Here is a 17,444-nt window from a genome sequence, read left to right as displayed (position 1 = left end):
GAGCGAACTTCATGTCCATGCAATCCCAAGACATCATCAAGCGCTCGGCCACCAACGTGCTGACCCCGGCGCCGCGTGCGCGCGACCACCAGGCCGAAGTGGCCAAGCTGATCGACGTGAGCATCTGCATCGGCTGCAAGGCCTGCCAGGTGGCCTGCAACGAGTGGAACGACCTGCGCGACGAGGTCGGCCACAACGTCGGCGTGTACGACAACCCGGCCGACCTGTCGGCCGAAACCTGGACGCTGATGCGCTTCGATGAAGTCGAAGATGAAAGCGGCAAGCTCGAATGGCTGATCCGCAAGGACGGCTGCATGCACTGCGCCGACCCGGGCTGCCTGAAGGCCTGCCCGCAACCGGGGGCGATCATCCAGTACGCCAACGGCATCGTCGACTTCCAGTCCGACCACTGCATCGGCTGCGGCTACTGCATCGCCGGCTGCCCGTTCGATGTGCCGCGCATCAGCAAGAAGGACAACAAGGCCTACAAGTGCACCCTGTGCGTGGACCGCGTGTCGGTCGGCCAGGAGCCGGCCTGCGTCAAGACCTGCCCCACCGGGGCGATCAACTTCGGCAGCAAGCAGGACATGCTGCACCAGGCCAGCGAGCGCGTGACCGAGTTGCAGGGCCGCGGCTTTGCCGGCGCCGGCATCTACGACCCGCAGGGCGTGGGCGGCACCCACGTGGTGTACGTGCTGCAGCACGCCGACAAGCCGCACCTGTACCACAAGCTGCCCACCGACCCGCGCATCAGCAGCGCCATCCATGGCTGGAAGGGCTGGCTCAAGCCGGTGGCGGCCGTGGCCTTCTTCGCTACCCTGGCCGGCACCCTGTTCCACTACGTAGGCGTGGGGCCGAACGAGGTCGAGGAAGCCGACGAGAAACACGAGGAGGACACCCACGCATGAACAAGGACAAACTGATCCTGCGCACCCGCTTCATCGAGCGTGCCAGCCACTGGGTAATGGTGCTGTGCTTCCTTGCCGTGGCCCTGTCGGGGCTGTCGTGGTTCTTCCCGTCGCTCAACGGGCTCAACGCCGTGTTCGGCACCCCGCAGCTGGCGCGCATCCTGCACCCGTTCTTCGGGGTGGTGGTGTTCCTGCTGCTGGCGTTCCTGTTCGTGCGCTTCGTCAAGTACAACCTGCCCGAGCGTGAAGACCTCGCGTGGTTCAGGAACGTGCGCCAGGTGCTGGCCGGCGAGCACGAGCCGGCGCTGCAGATCGGCAAGTACAACGCCGGGCAGAAGATCCTGTTCTGGGGAATCATGGGCCTGATCAGCGTGCTGCTGGTCAGTGGCGTGGTGATCTGGCGGCCTTACTTCGCGCCGTGGTTCAGCATCCCGTCGATTCGCATCGGCCTGCTGGTACACGCCATTGCCGGCATCTGCCTGATCCTGCTGATCATCGGCCATGCGTACCTGGCGTTCTGGGTCAAGGGTTCGATTCGCGGCATGGTCACCGGGTATGTGAGCCGCAGCTGGGCCAAGACCCACCATGACCGCTGGTACCGGCAGATCAGCAACAAGCAGAGCGGGAGTGGCAAGCAGCAATGAACAGCATCCAGATGACCCCTGCCGAGCAGCGTAGCGCCGGCGTTGGCGAAATACCTGCCGTGCTGCTGCCGACCCTGGGCGAGCGCTACCGCCAGCGCGCCACCCGCCTGCGTCAGCTGGCCGAGGGGCACCCGATGGCCGACTACCTGCGGTTCGTGGCACAGGTGGCCGATGCCCAGCAGCAATTGCTCGAACGCCTGCCGCTGCCGGCAACGCTGGTGAGCAGCCTGGCCGGGCGGGTAGCCGCCGGCAAGGCGCCGCTGGCCTGGGCCAGCCTGCCGCGCGATGCCTACTGGCAGCAACTGTTGCGCGGGCTTGGCGAGCACATCGAACACGCCACCCTGCAGGGCCTGTGTGCGCAGGGCGAGGCCGCCCTGGACGTGGCGGCCGATGCATTGCTGGCAGGCCGCTTCAGCGAGATCGACAGCGGTCAGGCGCTGTTCCTGTGGGCGGCCCTGTCGCTGTACTTCACCCAGCTGGCGGCGCACCTGCCCGCCATCGGCAATGCCGGCGTGGGCGAGCAGCGCCAGCATTGCCCGGTGTGCACCGGGGCGCCGGTGGCCAGCGTGATCATGACCGGTGCCCAGGCCGGGCTGCGCTACCTGCACTGCGGGTTGTGCGAGAGCCGCTGGCACATGGTGCGGCTCAAGTGCAGCAACTGCGAAGAGACCGGCAGCCTGGACTACTGGTCGCTGGATACCCATGAAACCGCGATCAAGGCCGAGAGCTGCGACGACTGCCACAGCTACCTGAAAGTGTTCTACCCCGAGCACGAGCGCGACCTTGAGCTGGTGGCCGATGACCTGGCCTCGATCGCGCTGGATGCCGAGGTGGAGCGCCAGGGGTTCGATCGCAGCGGCGTGAACCCGTTTCTGTTCCCGGGCTAGAGCGGGTACTGCATCAGCCAGTGTGATTTTCCCCAGGCCTGGAACTGCTCGAGGTACTGCCACCCCCGCTTGTGGTAGTACTCGGCGCGGTCGTGGGTGTGCAGGTAGAGGTGCGTGTGCCCCAGGGCCCCGGCCTTGGTGCAGATGCCCTCGATCAGCGTTTCGGCCAGGCCTTGGCCGCGGGCTTGCGGGCTGACGAACACGCAGGCCAGCCAGGGGCTCAGGTCGGGCCGCAGGGGCAGGTCGTCGCGCGCCAGTGAAGCGCTGCCCAGCAGGTTGCCGTCATCCAGCGCCAGCAGGCTGTACAGGCTGCCGTCAGTCTGGCCATGGGCGAATTCCTGTTGCCATTGGGCCAGCGGTACATCGGCGTATTCGTAGGCGAACTGCTCGTGCAGCCAGCGGGCCAGGGTATCGCTGTGGTGTGGGTGGTTGCTGAGCCAGTCGATCATGGGTGTGCTCTGGGCGTTGGGGGGATGCAAAGGTACACCGAATTGGATGAGGGGTGTGGCCACCTGCATCTACACTTGTCAGTGCCACCGCACCTTCCCGGAGGACCGCGCCATGCCCCACTCTGACGTCCTGATCATCGGCGCCGGGCCCACCGGCCTGGTCCTGGCCCTGTGGCTGAGCAAGCTGGGCATCTCGGTACGTATCCTCGACAGGACCAGCGCCGCCGGCACCACCTCCCGCGCGCTCGCCGTGCAAGCCCGCACCCTGGAGCTGTACCGCCAGCTGGACCTGGCCGACGCGGTCGTTGGCGCCGGCCACCAGGTGCCCGCCGCCAACCTCTGGGTCAAGGGCGAGCCCGCCGCACGGCTGCCTTTGGACAGCATCGGCGCCAACCTCACGCCCTACCCCTTTCTCGAAATCTACCCGCAGGACCAGCACGAGAACCTGCTGATCGAGCGCCTGCGCGGCCTTGGCGTGGAGGTCGAACGCAGCACCGAACTGCTCGGTTTCACCCAGCACGACACCACCGTCAGCGCACGCCTGCGCCTGCCCGACGGCAGCGAGCAAGACTGCGAGACGCATTACCTGGCCGGCTGCGACGGCGCCCATTCGGCCGTGCGCAACGGCCTGCATGTCGACTTCCCCGGCGGCACCTACCAGCAGCTGTTCTATGTGGCCGACGTGGATGCCAGCGGCCCGCCCATGAACGGCGAGCTGCACGTGGACCTGGACGAGGCGGACTTTCTGGCGGTGTTCCCGCTGGCCGGCACAGGCCGCGCGCGGTTGATCGGCACGGTGCGCGACGCACGCGCCGAACACCCCGAGCAACTGCGTTTCGAGGATGTCAGCCAACGCGCCATCGAGCACCTGCAACTGCAGGTGCTCAAGGTCAACTGGTTTTCCACCTACCGCGTACACCATCGCGTGGCCGGGCATTTCCGCCAGCAGCGCGCCTTCCTGCTCGGCGACGCCGCGCACGTGCACAGCCCGGCCGGCGGCCAGGGCATGAACACCGGCATCGGCGATGCAATCAACCTGGCCTGGAAGCTGTGCAGCGTACTCAAGGGCAAGGCCCACGACGACCTGCTCGACAGCTACCCGGTCGAGCGCATGGCCTTCGCCCGGCGCCTGGTGGCCACCACCGACCAGGTGTTCACCTTCGCTACCGCCGATGGCAGCATCGCCAACCTGTTGCGTACCCGCCTGGCACCGGTGCTGATACCGCGCATGGCGGCATTCGCCAAGGCGCGCAGCCTGCTGTTTCGCACGGTCTCGCAGCTGGGCCTGAATTACCGCCTGATGCCGCTGAGCTTCGGCAGCGCCGGCCATGTGCAGGGCGGCGACCGCCTGCCCTGGGTGGTGACGCAGGAACACGACAATTTCAGCGCGCTGTCGCACCTGGGCTGGCAGGTGCACGTGTACGGCCTGGCCAGCAAGGAACTGAGCGCCTGGTGCGCCGCACGCCAGCTGCCACTGCAGGTTTACCCCTGGTCGGCCGCCTGCACGGCCGCCGGCCTGGCACGCAACGCGCTGTACCTGCTGCGCCCCGACAGCTACGTGGCGCTGGCCGAACCCTCGGCCTCCACCGCCGCCGTGGAGCGCTACTTCAGCGAGCGGGGCCTGCGCCCCTGGTGAGGTGCTTACGCCGGTTTGTCGGCGCCCAGCACCCCGGCATAGCGGTAGGTGGTCACGCAACACAGCACCAGGCCGCTGACCGCGACCGCGCCGCCCACCAGGCCGATGTCGCCAAGGCCCATGTGGGTACTGACCAGGCTGCCCAGCAATGCCCCGCCACCGATGCCCACGTTGTACAGCCCCGAGAACATGGCCATGGCCACGTCGGTGGCATCCGAAGCCAGCACCAGTACCTTCGATTGCAGGGCCAGGCTGAAACACATGATCGCCATGCCCCACACCATGCTCAGCGCGCAGAGCAGGGCCGGGTTGACTGCCAGCGGGGCCAGCAGCAACAGGCTCAGGGCGATGGCGCCGATCGCGCCAATCGCGAACCCCCGCGGGAAACGCTCGCTGTAGCGACTGAACAGGATCGAGCCGAAGATGCCCGCCCCGCCATACAGCAACAGCAGGATGGTGGTCATCTCGCCGCTCATCGCCGCGACCTGCTGGCTGAACGGCTCGATGTAGCTGTAGGCGGTGAACTGCGCGGTGATGCCCAGCACCACCAACGCATACACCGAGAGCAGCGCCGGCCGCTTGAGCAGCATCGGCAGGCTGCGCAGCGAACCGGAGTTCTGGCTGGGCAGGCGCGGCAGCGAGCGCATCAGCCACAGCAACGTCAGTACCGAGACCCCGGCGATGCCCATGAAGGTGGTGCGCCAGCCCAGCGCCTCGCCCACCACTCGCCCCAGCGGAATGCCCAGCACCATGGCCAGGGTGGTGCCGGTGGCCAGCACCCCGAGGGCCTTGGCCTGCTTGCCCGGCGGCGCCACCCGCACCGCCAGCGACGCGGTGATGGCCCAGAACACCGCGTGTGCCAGTGCGATACCGATGCGGCTGAACAGCAGCATGCCGAAGCTGGTGGCCATGCTCGACAGCACATGGCTGGCAATGAACAGCACGAACAGGAACGCCAGCAGCTTGCGCCGCTCGATGTTGCGGGTCATCAGCATCATCGGCAGCGAGGCCAGCGACACCACCCAGGCATAGATGGTCAGCATCAGCCCGACCTGGGCGGTGGGCATGTCGAAGCTGCGGCCGATATCGCTGAGCAGGGCCACCGGCACGAACTCGGTGGTGTTGAAGATGAATGCAGCCAGGGCCAGCGCGAAAACGCTGAGCCAGCTGCCATTACGGGTATCTGCGGGGTTGTTCATCGGACGGGGCAAGGCTCCGGGGCGGGCGCGTCAGACGCGACCCTGGGTTCAATGAAACCTGCGCGGCAAAAGGCGCGCAGGCAAAAGCCACCCCTGGGCCGGCGGCCTGGGTGTTGCGCTGCAGAAGGTTGTTATAGGTAGGTGCGGGTCGCAGGCCCGATGGTACGTCATGCGTCGGGGGGGCGACAATAACGCTCGCCGCGCCGCGCCGGCCCCACCGATGAAACTTGCCACGGACATGCAGTGTCTTTGTCATGAGCCCGTAGTAGTGCAAAGCCTGACAAGGGCTGCAGCATTGTCCGATGGTCAGGGTTTACCGACACACGCCTAATCGGGGTCCCTTGAGTACCGGATCTGCCAGGAGGCCGTATGCGCCTAGTTTCGCAACTGCTCCAACGTCTCAGACAAAAAGGCCTGCGTCGCGCCTTGCGCCCGCTATGGCAACGCCACGTGTTCCAGCACTGGCAACTGGTGTGGCTGGACCGCGACCCGTTGGCCAGGGTGCCTCGACAACGCACCCGCCCCTGCCCTCCCGTGCGGCTCGTCCAGATCACCCCGAGCAACACCGACGCGTTCGCGCGCCATTTCCCCGGCCAGTTGCAGGCCATGAACGACCTTGCACGCGAAGGCCACACCGGCCACATGTACCTGGACGAAGCCGGTGACGCGGTGGCGATGGTGTGGGCCAGCACCCGTGACTATCACGACCGGCACTACTACGGCTGCACCTTCCCGGTACAGCCCGGCGAATACTTCCAGTTCGCCGGCGAAGTCGAGCGCGCCTACTTCGGCACCGGCCTGTCCACGCGGGTACAGACCGAGCTGTGGGAGGCCATGCTCGCCAAAGGCTGCACGCGCATCGTGGTGGTGGTGGCGCTGGACAACGCACAGGCAGTCAAGATGCACCTGCACCTGGACTACCACGAACAGGGTCGCATCACCCACGCGTACAGGTTCTTCGGGCGCTGGTACTTCTCCCGCGTGACCCACTACAGCGGCTCACGCCTGGCCCACCTGGCCCCGCGAGCCAGACGCAAGGCCGACAGCGAGCCGGCGCCGCAGCTGCACGACACCGACGCCTGAGCGCCTACGCCCCGGGTTGCAAGGTCATGCAGCGCGCATGACCTTCAGCTTACCGGGGCTGTAGAGAAGGCCGATGGCATGCAACTGCCGGTGGACGCCTAATCGGAGCTCCTGGAATAAAACCTGTCGGAGTTCTCATGCAATTGATCGAAATCGCCCACCAGCGTATCAGACAAAAAGGCTTGCTGCGTGCGCTTCGCCCGCTGTGGCGCCGCTACATCTTCTCGCACTGGCAACTGGTGTGGTTGCAGCGCAGCCCCCTTGCGCCCGTCGCCGCGCAACGCAGGCGCACCTGCCCGCCAGTGCGCCTGGTAGCGATAACACCCCACAATACCGAGGCCTTCAGCCGTTACTTCCCTGGCCAGGTGCAGGCCATGACCGACCTCGCCGAACAGGGCCACACCGGCCACATGTACGTGGACAGCCACGGCAACGCGGTGGCGATGGTGTGGGCCAGCACCCGCGATTACCACGACCGCCATTACTACGGCTGCACCTTCCCGGTGCAGCCGGGCGAATACTTCCAGTTTGCCGGGGAAGTCGACCGCGCCTACTTCGGTACAGGCCTGTCGACCCAGGCCCAGCTCGACCTGTGGTCCGCCATGCTGGCCAAGGGGTGTACGCGCATCGTCAATGTGGTGGCGCTGGACAACGTGCAGGCGGTGAAGATGCACCTGCAGCTGGATTATCAAGAACAGGGTCGCATCACCCACGCCTACAGAGTGTTCGGTTGCTGGCGGTTCTCGCGCACCACCCACTACAGCGGCAAGCGCCTCGCTCACCTGGCGCCGCGGGCCCGGCCACGGACCCCTGACACCTTCATCGCCTGAGCAGAACCGCGCCTTGATTCAGGCGCCATTAAATCGTCAAAAAAGCGTCAGACCTTTCCGATCAACTGCTCTATGCCGGTAACCTCCGGTGTAGAGCGGTTCACCCTTGTTACACATATTTTGAAACAACCGCTGCGATGGCTTTTTGACACGCCGTCAAAACGCTGGGCTATACCATGAAAAAGATTTCATCAAACCCACCGTTTCATCTGCCCTATCCGGCAAGGAGGCACCATGGGTGCTTTGCAGAACCTGCGCGACAAGATCAGAAGAAAAGGCCTGCGCCGCGTCGCCAGAACCCTCTGGGAACGCCATGTGTTCTATCACTGGGAACTGCTGTGGATGGAGCGCGACCTGGTCAGTGCGGTACCGCCGCACAACCTGCGACCGCACAAGCCGGTGCGCCTGGTGACCATCACCGAGGACAACGCCGTCGCCTTTGCCCGCCACTTCGGCGACCGTGTGCAAACCATGGCCGAGCTTGCCCGCGAAGGCCACACCGGGCACATGTACCTGGACGATGCCGACAATGCGGTGGCGTTCATCTGGGGCAGCAAGCGCGACTACCTGGACCGTCACTATTACGGCTGCACCTTCCCGGTCAAGGAGGGCGAGTTCTTCGAGTTCGGCGGCGAGATGACCCCGTCGTACTTCGGCACCAGGCTGTCGGTGGATGCCCAGGTCAACCTGTGGGCGGCCATGCAGGCCCAGGGCTGCAACAAGGTGGTGGACGTGGTCGAGACGCACAACGTACCGGCCATGAAGCTGCACCTGCGCATGGGTTATCACGAACAGGGGCGCGTGGCGCACGTGTACTGCCTGTTCGGGCGCTGGAAGTTCTTCCGCGAGACCACCTACAGCGGTTCACGCCTGGAACAGCTGCGCAAGCCGCGGGCAGTCAAGACAGCCGCCGCACCGGCATGAACCTGCCAGCCTCTGCGCCCGCGCTGCGGGTGCAGGGGCCTGCTCGACACCCCTGCTCAACCCCGCATCTACCCGCCCTGCGCGGCGCTTGACCGTACCTGGAGCGCATGCAAGCATCCGCCGGCCATAACGCCCACGAATGCAGTTCAGAGACGAATGCCCCGGGATGAAGATTCCATTGCAGATCCACGCATTGAAGACGCTCGCCTGGCAGGCCGGGTGCTGCACGGAACGACGATGGCGCGAGAGAGTCTAGGCATTGGCATTACCAATGCCTGCTCACTGCCGACATGAGACCCCGACCATGAATGCCCCCGCCTCCCCTGCGCCCGAAACCGGCCGCTGCCAACGCCTCAAGGCCGCCAGCCGCCGCGAGCACGACAGTGTCGATACGCTGTTGCTGGGCGTTCGACCGTTCGAGAGCCGCGAGCGCTATGCATTGTTTCTGCAGGTGCAGCACCGCTTTCATGGCAGCCTTCAAGCCTTGTATGGCGATGCGCAGTTGAACCGCACATTGCCCGGGCTGGCGGCGCTGTCGCGGTTCGAGGCAGTGCAGGCCGACCTGCGCGACCTTGGCCTGCCGGTGCCCGGTGTACCGGCCCCTGTGCAGCTGTCTGCGCCAGCTGAAGCACTGGGCTGGCTGTACTGCAGCGAGGGCTCGAACCTGGGGGCGGCGTTTCTGTTCAGGCAGACCCAGCAACTGGGGCTGGACGCGCAGCGTGGCGCCCGGCATCTGGCGCCGCACCCGGACGGGCGTGCGCTGCAGTGGCGCCAGTTCGTGGGGTTGATCGATGCACTGGTGCTGAGTGAGGAACAGGAGCGCCAGGCGGTGGATGGGGCGCTGGCGGCGTTCGAGTTCTATCGCAGCAGCGTGCGCGACATTTTCGGCTGAGGCTTGTGGCGACGTCTTCGCCGGCTCCTGCAGGGGTCACGATGATCCTGCAGGAGCCGGCCTTGACGGCGATCGAGTGCGCAGCGCTCGCTAACCCTGGTCGGTCATCGCCTGCGGCTGATGCTCGATACGCGCCCGCTTGCGGTAGAACGCGATGCCCAGGATCAACGCCGTCACCGCCGCCGTCATCAAGGTCTCGTAGCGGTAGTCGGGGCTGAACAGCATGTAGCCCAGCACCAGCGAAATCACCACGATCACCAGCCAGGTCAGCCACGGGAACAGCCACATCTTGAACGCCAGCTCGGTGCCCTCGCGCTCGACGATTGCACGCATGCGCAGCTGCGACACGGCGATCACCAGATACACCAGCAGCGCGATGGCCCCGGTGGTCGACAGCAGGAAGCCGAACACCTTGCCCGGGAAGGCGAAGTTCACGAAGCAACCGACAAACCCGGCCAGGGTCGACAACAGCACCGCCACGGTGGGCACGCCGCTACCGGAAATACGCTTGGTCAGCGGGTGCGCCTCACCGCGCGCGCCCAGCGAATAGAGCATGCGCGAAGCGGTATACAGCCCCGAGTTCATGCAACTGGTGACCGCCACCAGCACCACCACGTCGATCAGGAACTTGGCACCCGGCACGTTGAGGATTTCCAGCGCGCGCTGGAACGAGCCCACCTGCAGCAGGCGCGGGTCATTCCACGGCACCAGCGCGACGATGAAGAAGATCGAGAACACGTAGAAGATCGCGATGCGGTACACCACCAGGTTGGTGGCGCGGCGGATCTTGTCTTTCGGGTTGGCGGTTTCGTCGGCGGCAATGGTGACGATCTCGGCACCGAAGAACGAGAAGATGGTCACCAGCACGCCGGCCAGCACGGCGCCGAAGCCGTTGGGCATGAAGCCGCCATTGGACCACAGGTTCTCGACGCCCGAGGTCTGCGCCAGCGGCCATACACCGCTCACCCCCATCAGGCACACCACCAAAAAGCCGATGATCGCCACCACCTTGACCAGGGCGAACCAGTACTCGAACTTGCCGAAGTTCTTCACGCTGATCAGGTTGCTGCACGACAGCACGATCATGATCAGGAAGGCAAAGGCCCAGGACGGCACGTCGGGGTACCAGGCGTGCAGGATGTCGGCACCGGCGATTGCCTCGACCGGAATGATCAGTACCCAGAACCACCAGTACAGCCAGCCGATGGTGAAGCCTGCCCATGGCCCGATGGCCCGCCCGGCGTAGGTGGAGAACGAGCCGCTGTTGGGGTCGGCGATGGCCATTTCGCCGAGCATGCGCATCACCAGCAGCACCAGCAGGCCGGTAATCATGTAGGAGATGAGGATGGCCGGACCGGCCTTGGCGATGGCGTTGGACGAACCGATGAACAAACCGGCGCCGATGATGCCGGCGATGGAGATCATCGAGACCTGACGCGAGGTCAGGCCGTGCTTGAGCGAGCGTTGCGGTTTTTCTTGTAGGGACGACATGGTTGCCTCTCTGGCCAATGCCTGCTGCACCTGGTTGCGCGATGACCGCGCAGGTCAGGCCAAGGTCTTCATGGAAAGTGTGCGGCAGCAGAAATGTAAGGAGCCGTTATTGTTTTTTGGGCATCAAACGTAATGTAACGGGTACTGATCGGCCTCTTTTCGATAAGTTTCGGACGCACTTTTCCCGGTCCCTCGGGGCATCGAAACTAGCAGTTGAAATGATTGACGCAGGTCAGTATTAATCTGCGAACAGGCTGCTTACAAACGACCTTTTATCACCACATGATTCCTCCATGGAATGAACTCAGTCCTTTTCATCTGCCCGGTGCCCTCGATGTCCAAGCGTTTGATGCCCTCCACCACCACCCTGCAATGCTTCGAGGCGGCGGCCCGCCACCTGAGCTTCACCCGCGCCGCGCAGGAGCTGCACCTGACCCAGAGCGCGGTGAGCAAGCAGGTGGCGCAACTCGAGGAAATGCTCTGCCACAACCTGTTCCAGCGCGTGCGCCGACGCCTGCACCTGACCCCTGCAGGCTCGCTGTACCTGGCCGAGGTGAACAAGATCCTCACCCAGCTGGACATCTCCAGCCGCTACATCCTGACCTACGGCGGCGAGACCCAGGTGCTGACCGTGGCCACCCAGCCCACCTTCGGCGCACGCTGGCTGGTGCCCAACCTGCACGGTTTCAGCCGGCAGCACCCGAACATCCATCTGGACATCAAGAGCGAGCTGGAACCCTTCGACCTGCTCAACAACAAGGCCGACATCGCGTTTTTCTTCGGCCAGGGCACCTGGCCGGGGGCCACCTGCATCGAGCTGTTCCATGAAGAGGTGGTGCCGGTGTGTCACCCCGAGCTGATCGCGGCAGCGCTGCCACGCAGTGCCGAAGACCTCGCCCGCCACCCCTTGCTGCAATGCACCTCGCGCCCGGAGGCCTGGCACGAGTGGTTCCTGCAGCAGGACCTGCAGTCCCAGCACAGCTACCACGGGCCGCGCTTCGACACCTTCTACCTGTGCATCCGCGCGGCCCAGGCCGGCTGCGGCATCGCCCTGGTGCCACGCTACCTGGTGGCCGAAGAACTGGCCGAGGGCAAGCTGGTGGTGGCCTGGGCGCACACCATGCCCAGCGAGGGCGCGCACTTCATCGCCCATGCCGAGCATGCGGCGCAGGTGCCGAAGGTGAAGGCGTTCGTCGAGTGGATACAGGGCAGGATCACGATTTGACGGAATGATTGCTCGACTTTATTTCGCTTGTGGCGTTTGCCGGATGTTGGCTTAGATATATAAAAACTTCCGTCACCCAGGTACTTGCCCATGACGCACGAAACAATCAGCCGATCTCTTTCCATTGTGCATCCCATTACACTTTCACACGGGCGCAATGCCCAGGTGTGGGATACCGATGGCAAGCACTACATCGACTTCGTGGGCGGTATCGGCGTACTCAACCTGGGGCATTGCAACCCGGCGATCGTCAGCGCCATCCAGCACCAGGCCACGCAACTGACCCATGCGGCGTTCAACGCCGTCCCGCACGGGCCCTATGTGCAGTTCATGCAACGCCTGGAGGCGTTCGTGCCACTGAGCTACCCGATGGCAGGCATGCTCACCAACAGTGGCGCCGAGGCGGCGGAGAACGCCCTGAAGGTGGCGCGCGCCGCCACCGGGCGTACGGCGGTGGTGGCCTTCGATGGCGGCTTCCACGGACGTACCCTGGCCACGCTCAACCTCAATGGCAAGGTGGCGCCCTACAAGCAGAAGGTCGGCGTGCTGCCCGGCCCGGTGTTCCACCTGCCCTACCCCAGCGCCGACAACGGCGTGACCGGCGAGCAGGCGATGCAGGCGCTGGAGCGCCTGTTCAGCGTCGAGATCGACGTCAACGAAGTGGCCTGCTTCATCTTCGAGCCGGTGCAGGGCGAAGCCGGCTTCCTGGCAATGGACCCCACCTTTGCCCAGGCCCTGCGCACGTTCTGCGATGCACACGGCATCCTGATCATCATCGACGAGATCCAGTCGGGCTTTGGCCGCACCGGCCAGCGCTTCGGCTTCCCGCGGCTGGGCATCGAGCCGGACCTGCTGCTGTTGGGCAAGAGCATTGCCGGCGGCGTGCCGCTGGGAGCGGTGGTAGGCCGGCGCGAGCTGATGGCCAGCCTGCCCAAGGGTGGCCTGGGCGGCACCTATTCGGGCAACCCGCTGGCCTGTGCGGCAGGGTTGGCGACCCTGGAACTGATGAGCGATGCCAACCTGGCGACCTGGGGCGAGTTGCAGGAGCGCGCCATCGTCGGGCGGTATGAAGCGTGGAAGGCCCGCGGGTTGACGCCGTACCTCGGGCGCCTGACCGGTGTGGGCGCCATGCGCGGCATCGAGCTGGTCACGCCACAAGGCAAGCCGGCCACCGCGCAGCTGGCCGAGGTGCTGGAGAAGGCACGCGCGGCCGGGCTGCTGCTAATGCCGGCGGGCAAGGCGCGGCACATCATCAGGTTGCTGGCGCCATTGACCGCCGAGGCAGACGTGCTGGAGCGCGGGCTGGATATCCTGGAGCGCTGCCTGGCAGAACTGTCATAAAACTGACCCGCCCGCTGATCACGACCTCCCATCCCGTGTCTTGATGCCATAGCCAGCAATCCGTACGTGCGCCCGCGCGTTACGGAGGCTGGCCAGCCGACAAGTGCTTTTGCCCAGCGCAATCAGGCTTTATCCTGCATCGTTTCGCACGCTGGCCCTGGGAGTCCCAATGTACATCGATGTACCGCGCCGCCTGGTGTTCTTCGACAAGGACGACACCGTTCGCCCGCCCTGCCTCGTGCAGTACCATCCCGACACCGGCACCCTGAGCCGGCCGACTTTCGCCCAGCCCGACGACAGCGTGTGGGACATCGCGCGCGACCAACGCCGCATCGCGCTGAGCGGGGTCAAGTGGCTGGTGGTGCGCGGGGCCAGCCGCTCGCGGCTGAACCTTGTGCACGACGGCGCGCCGCTGCATGCAACCCAGAACCTGCTGTCGTACTGGGCACGCTTCGACCCCAGCGCCCGCTACGCGCTGGTCAGCGTGGCCAATGGCAAGAAACGCCCGGTGATCATCGACCTGGACAGCGGTGAACACAGCGACCCTGTGGAGCGTGACGTGGACGCCAGGTTCGGCAGCATCGACCCGCTGCTGGGCAGGCTCTGGGCCCCCGACGAGCGTGCCCGCAATGGCGTGCTGACGGTCGATTGCGCCAGCGGCGAAGTCGGCAGGGTCAGCGTGCCGCTGGAGGCAAAGGTGCGCAGCCTGCGCTTTTCCCGCGACGGGCAGTACCTGTTCGTGACCGGGGAAAACAACCGGCTGTTGTGCTGCGACCGCGAGGGCGCAACGGTATGGACCAAAGACGTCAGTGCGTATGGCCATGTCGGCTCGGGCCGGATCCTGTTCAACGAATCCGGCAGCCACCTGTGCCTGCCGACCTCGCCCACCGACAGCTCCACGCTCACCGGCAATCTCATCATCGCAACCGCCACCGGCCATACCGAGACCACCATCATGCCCAAGGCGCGACTGGCCGCTGACTGGTTTGGCGACCACGTGCTGAGCCATCGTGGCGAGGTGGTGGACTTCTTCACCGGCGCCTTCGTGGCCAAGCTGGACCTGGCCAGCCCCTGCTGATCGTCACCTGACCCGCCCCTTCAACGGCCCCCGCCGCCCCGTGTGCTAGCGTCTATGGGTGGCCTGCGCCTTGCGCACGGCCACGCCCATAAGAAATCAAGACCTGACCGACTGATGACGGGTGAGCCATGCAACTGCGAATCAACCAGACGACCTACGAGGTCGATGCTGACGCGGACACGCCCCTGCTGTGGGTGATCCGCGATGACCTGGGCCTGACCGGTACCAAGTACGGCTGCGGCCTGGCCCAGTGCGGCGCCTGCTCGGTGCTGGTGGACGGCGCCGTGGTGCGTGCCTGCGTGACCCCGGTGGCCGGCGTGGTGGGGCGCGAAATCACCACCATCGAAGCCGTGGAGGCCGACGCCGTGGGCAAGCGCGTGGTCAGCGCCTGGGTCAAGCACCAGGTGGCCCAGTGCGGTTACTGCCAGTCGGGCCAGGTGATGGCGGCCACCGCCCTGCTCAAGCACACCCCGCACCCGAGCGATGCCCAGATTGCTGCCGCAATGGTCAACCTGTGCCGTTGCGGCACCTACAACGCCATCCATGCCGCCGTGCACGACGTGGCCGCCGCGCAGGAGAACGCCTGATGAACGACAGCCTGCGCGTTACCGGCGTGGCCCAGCCCTTCCCTGTGGGCGAGCCGGTCAATATCTCCCGCCGCAGCTTTCTGCTGGCAAGCGCCGGCACGGCAGTGGGCGCACTGGTGCTGGGCTTCGGCCTGCCCCTGGGCCTGAGCCGTGTGCAGGCCGCCACGGGCAACGCACCGGCGCCCGGCACCCAGGTGCCGGCCTTCCTGGAGATCCGCCCGGACGGCCGCATCCGCCTGCTCAGCCCGTTCATGGAGGGCGGCCAGGGCATCTTCACGGCCATGGCGCAGATCGTGGGCGAAGAGCTCGATGCCGACCCCGCCACCTTTTTGATCGACAGCGCACCGCCCGGCGAGCAGTACGTGGTGATGGACAACGGCATGCGTATCACCGGCGGCAGCATGTCGGTGCGCACCAGCTACCCGACCATGCGCCGCCTCGGCGCCCTGGCCCGCGCCATGCTGCTGCAGGCCGCTGCCGAGCGCCTGGGCGTGCCGGTGGGCGACCTGAGCACCGAGCCCGGCCGGGTGATACACGCCGCGTCGGGGCGCACGCTGGGCTATGGCGAACTGGCAGCCCAGGCCATGGACCTGCCCGTGCCAGACCCTGCCAGCGTGACGCTGCGCGACCCCAGCCAGTTCCGCTGGATCGGCAAGCCAGTGCAACGGGTGGACGCCTATGACAAGTCCACCGGCAAGGCCGTGTACAGCATCGACGTGAAGGTCGACGGCATGCTGCATGCCGCGGTGCAGCATGCACCGCGCCTGGGCATGCGCGTGGGCGAGCTGCGCAACGAGGCGCAGGTGAAAGCCATGAAGGGCGTGCATTCGGTGCATCGGCTGCCCGGTGCGGTGGCCGTGGTGGCCGAGCGCTGGTGGCACGCCAAGCGCGCGGTGGAGGCCGTGCAGGTGCAGTGGCTGGAGGCATCGGCCGACGCGAAGGTGCGCCAGATGCCTGCGGACTTTTCCAGTGACGCCTTTCGCGACCAGTTGGCCGCGGCCACCGGCCCGGCCCGCGACGAAGAGAATGAAGGCGACTTCGGCAAAGCCTTTGCCGACGCCGCCACCCAGGTGGAGGCCACCTACCACAACCAGTTCCTCAACCATGCGCAGCTGGAGCCGCCTTCGGCCCTGGCGCGCTTCAACCCCGACGGCACGCTGGAGGTGTGGCTGCCCAACCAGGCGCCCGACATGTTCCGCGCCGACATGGCCAAGCGCACCGGCCTGGACCCGGCGCAGATCACCTTGCATTCGCCGCTGCTGGGCGGCTTTTTCGGCCGCCACTTCCTGTACGACAGCGCCAACCCCTACCCGCAGGCGATCCTGCTGGCCAAGGCAGTCGGGCGCCCGGTCAAGCTGATCTGGAGCCGCGAAGAGGAGTTTCTGCGTGACGTGCTGCGCCCCATGGCCGTGGTCAAGTTCCGCGCCGCACTCGACGCCCAGGGCCTGCCGGTGGCCATCGAGGCAGTCAGCGCCACCGAAGGCCCCACCGAAGCCATCGCCGGCAAGCAGGGCGAGAAAATCGACCCCACGGCACTCGAAGGGCTGTCGGGCAAGGCCTACGCCATCCCCAGCAAACGTATCGCCCAGGTCTATGTGAAAGGCCCGGCGATGCTCGGTTACTGGCGTTCGGTGGGCAACTCGCTGAATGACTTCTTCTATGAGGCGTTCCTCGATGAGCTGGCCGACAAGGGCAAGCAGGACCCGTTCGAACTGCGCCTGCACCTGCTGCGCGACAACCAGCGCCTGACCAACCTGCTGCAGGCGGTGGGCGATCTGTCCGGTGGCTGGAAGCGTGGCCCGTTCACCGCCGAGGACGGCTCGCGGCGCGCTCGGGGTGTGGCCATGGCCTCGCCGTTCGGCTCGGAGGCGGCGGTGATCGCCGAGGTGTCCATCGAGCAGGGCCAGGTGAAGGTGCACGATATCTGGGAGGCCATCGACCCCGGCAGCATCGTCAACCCGGCGATCATCGAGGCGCAGGTCAATGGCGCGGTGTCGCTTGGGCTGTCGCAGGCACTGGTGGAGGAAGCGGTGTACGTGAACGGCCAGCCGCGCGCGCGCAACTATGACCTGTACCCGATCCTGTCGGCGCAGCGCATGGCACGGGTGCATGTACGCATCGTCGAGAGCGGCGCGAAGATGGGCGGTATCGGCGAGCCGCCATTGCCGGCGGTGGCCCCGGCGGTGGCCAACGCGGTGGCGCACCTGACCGGCCAGCGCATCCGCAGCATGCCGCTGTCGCGCTACACCTTCAGCTAGGCCTCGATCAGG

Annotated in this window: 16 protein-coding genes; 13 read left to right on the top strand and 3 right to left on the bottom strand. The window is 66.0% G+C overall.

Translation table 11 applies throughout. The annotated features are described in order from the left end of the window. Nucleotides 1-17 precede the first annotated feature (17 nt). The 3 genes from fdxH to fdhE are packed head-to-tail and all read left to right on the top strand — an operon-like array spanning nt 18 to nt 2,439. The gene (fdxH, locus tag CR917_RS24210) at nt 18-908 is read left to right on the top strand and encodes a formate dehydrogenase subunit beta (RefSeq protein WP_269210608.1); all 891 of its coding nucleotides are present in this window, start codon (nt 18-20) and stop codon (nt 906-908) included. Then, nucleotides 905-1,552: a formate dehydrogenase subunit gamma gene (locus CR917_RS24205; RefSeq protein ID WP_043862960.1), complete on the top strand. Its 648-nt coding sequence runs from the start codon at nt 905-907 to the stop codon at nt 1,550-1,552. The genes fdxH and CR917_RS24205 overlap by 4 nt, the downstream gene beginning before the upstream one ends. Next, on the top strand, nt 1,549-2,439 hold the full coding sequence (gene fdhE / locus CR917_RS24200) for a formate dehydrogenase accessory protein FdhE (protein ID WP_043862961.1): 891 nt from the start codon (nt 1,549-1,551) through the stop codon (nt 2,437-2,439). Before CR917_RS24205 ends, fdhE begins: the two co-directional genes overlap by 4 nt. Here fdhE and CR917_RS24195 read toward each other — a convergent pair. Beyond that, complete coding sequence (locus CR917_RS24195) at nt 2,436-2,888, bottom strand: GNAT family N-acetyltransferase (protein ID WP_104573077.1); 453 nt, start codon at nt 2,886-2,888, stop codon at nt 2,436-2,438. The genes fdhE and CR917_RS24195 overlap by 4 nt on opposite strands. Nucleotides 2,889-3,000: 112 nt before the next feature. Between CR917_RS24195 and CR917_RS24190 the strand changes: the two genes are divergently transcribed. Further along, nucleotides 3,001-4,524: an FAD-dependent oxidoreductase gene (locus CR917_RS24190; protein ID WP_058541110.1), complete on the top strand. Its 1,524-nt coding sequence runs from the start codon at nt 3,001-3,003 to the stop codon at nt 4,522-4,524. A gap of 5 nt (nt 4,525-4,529) precedes the next feature. Here CR917_RS24190 and CR917_RS24185 read toward each other — a convergent pair whose 3' ends face one another. Then, complete coding sequence (locus CR917_RS24185) at nt 4,530-5,723, bottom strand: sugar transporter (RefSeq protein ID WP_104573076.1); 1,194 nt, start codon at nt 5,721-5,723, stop codon at nt 4,530-4,532. A gap of 369 nt (nt 5,724-6,092) precedes the next feature. On the opposite strand from CR917_RS24185, the gene CR917_RS24180 reads away from it, so the two are divergent. The 4 genes from CR917_RS24180 (at nt 6,093) to CR917_RS24165 (ending at nt 9,452) form a co-directional block, all read left to right on the top strand. Then, the gene (locus CR917_RS24180) at nt 6,093-6,806 is read left to right on the top strand and encodes a GNAT family N-acetyltransferase (RefSeq protein WP_229589264.1); all 714 of its coding nucleotides are present in this window, start codon (nt 6,093-6,095) and stop codon (nt 6,804-6,806) included. Between the two features lie 137 nt (nt 6,807-6,943). Continuing rightward, nucleotides 6,944-7,636 (top strand): N-acetyltransferase, encoded by a 693-nt coding sequence (locus CR917_RS24175; RefSeq protein ID WP_104573075.1) that lies wholly within the window; start codon nt 6,944-6,946, stop codon nt 7,634-7,636. A gap of 234 nt (nt 7,637-7,870) precedes the next feature. Beyond that, entirely contained in the window at nt 7,871-8,560 is a 690-nt protein-coding gene (locus CR917_RS24170) for an N-acetyltransferase (RefSeq protein WP_104573074.1), read from the top strand. A 304-nt stretch (nt 8,561-8,864) separates the two neighbouring features. Next, complete coding sequence (locus CR917_RS24165) at nt 8,865-9,452, top strand: biliverdin-producing heme oxygenase (RefSeq protein ID WP_104573073.1); 588 nt, start codon at nt 8,865-8,867, stop codon at nt 9,450-9,452. A 90-nt stretch (nt 9,453-9,542) separates the two neighbouring features. Here the strand turns inward: CR917_RS24165 and CR917_RS24160 are convergent, their stop codons facing one another. Beyond that, nucleotides 9,543-10,943, bottom strand: coding sequence for an amino acid permease (locus tag CR917_RS24160; protein WP_043862968.1), 1,401 nt, complete (start codon nt 10,941-10,943; stop codon nt 9,543-9,545). A 334-nt stretch (nt 10,944-11,277) separates the two neighbouring features. Between CR917_RS24160 and gcvA the strand changes: the two genes are divergently transcribed. The 5 genes from gcvA to CR917_RS24135 all read left to right on the top strand — a co-directional run bounded on the left by gcvA (nt 11,278) and on the right by CR917_RS24135 (nt 17,432). Then, the gene (gene gcvA, locus CR917_RS24155; RefSeq protein WP_043862969.1) at nt 11,278-12,168 is read left to right on the top strand and encodes a transcriptional regulator GcvA; all 891 of its coding nucleotides are present in this window, start codon (nt 11,278-11,280) and stop codon (nt 12,166-12,168) included. Between the two features lie 90 nt (nt 12,169-12,258). After that, the gene (locus tag CR917_RS24150; RefSeq protein WP_054915403.1) at nt 12,259-13,509 is read left to right on the top strand and encodes an aspartate aminotransferase family protein; all 1,251 of its coding nucleotides are present in this window, start codon (nt 12,259-12,261) and stop codon (nt 13,507-13,509) included. 169 nt (nt 13,510-13,678) lie between these two features. Next, nucleotides 13,679-14,587, top strand: coding sequence for a YncE family protein (locus tag CR917_RS24145; protein ID WP_104573072.1), 909 nt, complete (start codon nt 13,679-13,681; stop codon nt 14,585-14,587). Nucleotides 14,588-14,715: 128 nt separating this feature from the next. After that, nucleotides 14,716-15,174 carry a (2Fe-2S)-binding protein gene (locus CR917_RS24140; protein WP_043862972.1) on the top strand — a complete coding sequence of 153 codons (459 nt, stop codon included), beginning with the start codon at nt 14,716-14,718 and terminating at the stop codon, nt 15,172-15,174. Then, entirely contained in the window at nt 15,174-17,432 is a 2,259-nt protein-coding gene (locus CR917_RS24135) for a xanthine dehydrogenase family protein molybdopterin-binding subunit (RefSeq protein ID WP_104573071.1), read from the top strand. The genes CR917_RS24140 and CR917_RS24135 overlap by 1 nt, the downstream gene beginning before the upstream one ends. Nucleotides 17,433-17,444 lie beyond the last annotated feature (12 nt).

This window comes from Pseudomonas sp. BRM28, from assembly GCF_002939405.1.
Taxonomy (GTDB): Bacteria; Pseudomonadota; Gammaproteobacteria; order Pseudomonadales; family Pseudomonadaceae; genus Aquipseudomonas; species Aquipseudomonas palmensis.
This window is presented reverse-complemented; position numbering and strand designations above follow the sequence as displayed.